The following is a 3,232-nucleotide window of genomic DNA, read 5'->3' as shown; positions in this document are numbered from 1 at the left end:
GCGGATGGGCAAGGATCTCTTGACATGGCCGATGTCGATTTTTCGCTGCTGGACGTTCCGCGTTCGGAACCGCTCGAGGACCCGGAGGCCTACCTGCGCGCGGCGATGGCCTGGCACTTCGGGGAGGACACCGGTTCGGCATTCTGGTTGCGGACCGCTGCGACGCTCGACTTCGATCCGATGACCGACGTCAAGACGTTCGCCGATCTGCGACTGTTCCCCAACCTCGTCAACGAACTGCGCACGGTCCCGGTCGAGGACCTCATCCCCCGCGGCTACGGGCAGCCACCGCCGGTGCCGCAGATATTCGAGTCCGGCGGAACCACGGGCGCGCCGAAAAGGACCGTGCAGCTTCCGGATTGGGTCGCACAGGTGGTTCGGTGGCAGACCGAGGACTTCGCCACCGGCGGGTTCCGCCGGGGCCAGGGCTTCTTGTGCCTGATGCCGAGCGGGCCGCACGGGGTGGGTTATTTCTCGCGGCTGGTCGCCGAGCGCCTCGGTGCGGTCTTTCACGGCATCGACATCGATCCGCGCTGGGTCAAGAAGGTCGCCGCGCGCGGCGCGGCCTCCGAGGTGGACGCCTACGTCGACCACGTCGTCGAGCAGGCCCTGTTCGTGCTGCGGACGCAGAATGTCGCGAACCTGCACACCACCCCGCCGCTGCTGGAGGCCATGGCCCGCGACGACCGGGTGGTGGATCTGCTGAACGACAAGATCCGCTACCTGTTGCTCAGCGGAGCGCACGTGGACGCCGACACCCTCGACCTGCTCCGCGACCTCTTCCCGGCGACGACGATCACGATGGCGTTCGGCAGCACGATGGTGCTCTCCCAGGCGGTTACCCGTGTCGACGGCGACGCGTTCGTGTTCGACCCGCGGACACCGTACGTGGTGTTCTGGGTGGTCGATCCCGACACGGGCGAGCCGGTGCCGTACGGGGAGACCGGTCAGGTGGTGATGAACCACATCAGCAAGGGCATGTTCATCCCGAACAACCTGGAGCGCGACCTCGCGGTCAGGATGCCCGGGCCTGCGGCCGATCTCAGCGACTCCGTCAGTGCGGTGCGGCCGGTTTCCACCTTCGAGGGCGAGGCCGTCATCGAAGGGGTGTACTGAGCATGCCCGCCGAAGTGCCCGGTGTCGCAGCCGATTTGGTGGCGATCGACGCGCTCGGCCCCGACGGGGAGTACCGGACCCGCCGTCGCGAGGTCATCACCACGACGGCCGGCGCCGCGGTAGCCGAGCTGAGCCTCGTGCCGCCGCTGTATGTCGCGCGCACCCTGGCCGCCCAACGCAACCTGACCCCGCTCCCGGCCGGCCGTCGCGCGGCGGCGCTGTCGGACGCCGCCGACGTCTTCACGGGCGGGGTGATCGCCGGCCTCGACTTCGAGGCGTATGTCGTTCTGGCGAGCCGGATTTCGGGCCTGCCCATCGGGGTCACCCGCGCCGGGGCGCGGGGCGTGGCCGACGCCGTCGGCGGCGCGTTCGACGCGGTCCGTCCGGCCCGGCCGGTGGGGGCGGCGCTCGATTGGCACGACGAAGGCATCCGTCGCGGTGGCGCGGTCTGGGTGCGGCGCGGGCAGGTGTTCGCCGTGCACGCCGCCGGAAACGGTCCCGGCGTGCACGGCCTGTGGCCGCAAGCGCTCGCGCTCGGCTATCGCGTCGCGGTGCGCCCGTCGCGCCGCGAGCCGCTGACCGCGCACCGGCTGGTGCATGCCCTGCGGCGGGCGGGTTTCCGTCACGGGGACGCCGTATATCTACCCACCGATCACGCCGGCGCCGACGAGATCATCTCCTCGGCGGATCTGGCGATGGTGTACGGGGGTCAGGACGTGGTGGACAAGTACGCTGCCGACCCGGCGGTGATCGTCAACGGGCCGGGACGCGCCAAGATCCTGATCACGGCCGATCGGGATTGGCGCGACCACATCGACGTCATCGTCGACTCGATCGCCAACCTCGGGGGCATGGCTTGTGTCAACACCACCGCCGTGCTGTGTGAGGGCGATCCCGCCCCGCTGGCCGAAACGATCGCCCGGCGACTGGCGGAGATCGAGCCGCTACCCACCGACGACGAACGGGCGATCCTGCCCACCCGGCGGCTCGACCAAGCCCGGGCCCTGGCGGACTTCCTGGCGGCGAGGGCCGCCGGGTCGACCCCGGTGCTCGGCGCCGATCAGGTGGTGGCCGACCTCGGCGACGGCTACGCCGCGCTGCGCCCGGCGGTGCACCTACTGGCCGAACCCGTCCCGGACACGCTCAACGTCGAGCTGCCCTTCCCCTGTGTCTGGGTCGCACCGTGGTCGCCCGGCGCCGGCCTGGAACCCTTGCGGCGGTCGCTGGTCGTCACCGCGATCACCGGCGACCAACGGCTGGTCGACGAGCTGCTCGCCGAACCGACCGTCGGCAACGTCTACGTCGGCCCGCACCCGACGTGGTACGCGGCGCCCGGCATCCCGCACGACGGCTTCCTGGCGGACGCGCTGATGCGCAACAAAGGCTTCGTCGCGGACGGCCCCTGACGCGACCGATTCAGGCGCCGGCCGGGCCGTCGCCATCCGGGCGGGGCACCAGGGTGGGCGGGACCAGCTGCCCCGGTTGCGGCCAGTTGCCGAACGCCTCGGCGTAGCTGTGGCTCATCACCTCGAGCACCGTGCCCCAGGGGTCGGTGGCGTAGGCCAGCACCCACGGTCGCCCGGGCACGAATTCGTACGGCGCCGCCAGCAGCGTGCCACCGTGCTCGACGACCCGGTCGACCGTGGCCGCGACATCGGGGTGCGTGATGCACAGATGCCACAAACCGCGGTCGAACCACCCCTCCCGCTCCCGCGGCCGGCCCGGGTCCCGCGTCGGCGGGTCGACGAATTGGAAGAGCTCGATGCCGACGGAGTTGCCGGTGAGCAGATGCGCCTGCCAAGCCCGGCGGAACCGGCTGCCGAACACCGAGGCCGCCTCCGGGTGGCCCGCACCCTCGAGCACCCTGGGGCCCATGATGCAGCGGAACCCGAATACCTCGCCGTACCAGTCGATCGCGGCGTGAATGTCCGGGACCGTCAACCCGACGTGGTTGACGGCCAGTGCCGCCGCGCGCCCGTCGCTCAGCTTCCGAAGCCACCTCTACCGCTCGAGACGGTCGAGGCGCCGCTGGTGCCTGCGTCGAGGTGGCTGGAGGCGAAGGCGACGCCCTTGTCGATCATGGCGCCGTCGTCGGCGTAGGTGTTGTGGGCGGAGA

General features: G+C 70.9%; 3 protein-coding genes and 1 pseudogene. 2 read left to right on the top strand and 2 right to left on the bottom strand.

Features of this window, described 5'->3' with window-relative positions; translation table 11 throughout:
• The first annotated feature begins 24 nt into the window (after positions 1-24).
• Both A5701_RS24155 and A5701_RS24150 read left to right on the top strand, forming a co-directional pair.
• Positions 25-1,116 carry an AMP-binding protein gene (locus tag A5701_RS24155; RefSeq protein WP_067760292.1) on the top strand — a complete coding sequence of 364 codons (1,092 nt, stop codon included), beginning with the start codon at positions 25-27 and terminating at the stop codon, positions 1,114-1,116.
• 35 nt (positions 1,117-1,151) lie between these two features.
• The gene (locus A5701_RS24150; RefSeq protein ID WP_067760294.1) at positions 1,152-2,522 is read left to right on the top strand and encodes an aldehyde dehydrogenase family protein; all 1,371 of its coding nucleotides are present in this window, start codon (positions 1,152-1,154) and stop codon (positions 2,520-2,522) included.
• 10 nt (positions 2,523-2,532) lie between these two features.
• Here A5701_RS24150 and A5701_RS24145 read toward each other — a convergent pair whose 3' ends face one another.
• Both A5701_RS24145 and A5701_RS24140 read right to left on the bottom strand, forming a co-directional pair.
• Positions 2,533-3,078 carry a VOC family protein gene (locus A5701_RS24145; RefSeq protein ID WP_082950520.1) on the bottom strand — a complete coding sequence of 182 codons (546 nt, stop codon included), beginning with the start codon at positions 3,076-3,078 and terminating at the stop codon, positions 2,533-2,535.
• A 20-nt stretch (positions 3,079-3,098) separates the two neighbouring features.
• Positions 3,099-3,232, bottom strand: a pseudogene (locus A5701_RS24140) (cutinase family protein); the annotation flags it as partial.

This window comes from Mycobacterium sp. E3305 (genome assembly GCF_001666785.1).
Classification (GTDB): Bacteria; Actinomycetota; Actinomycetes; order Mycobacteriales; family Mycobacteriaceae; genus Mycobacterium.
This window is presented reverse-complemented; position numbering and strand designations above follow the sequence as displayed.

Excerpts from the sequence above, each read along its gene's own strand:
- A5701_RS24155 (WP_067760292.1), top strand. The coding sequence starts at position 25 with ATGGCCGATGTCGATTTTTCGCTGCTGGACGTTCCGCGTTCGGAACCG.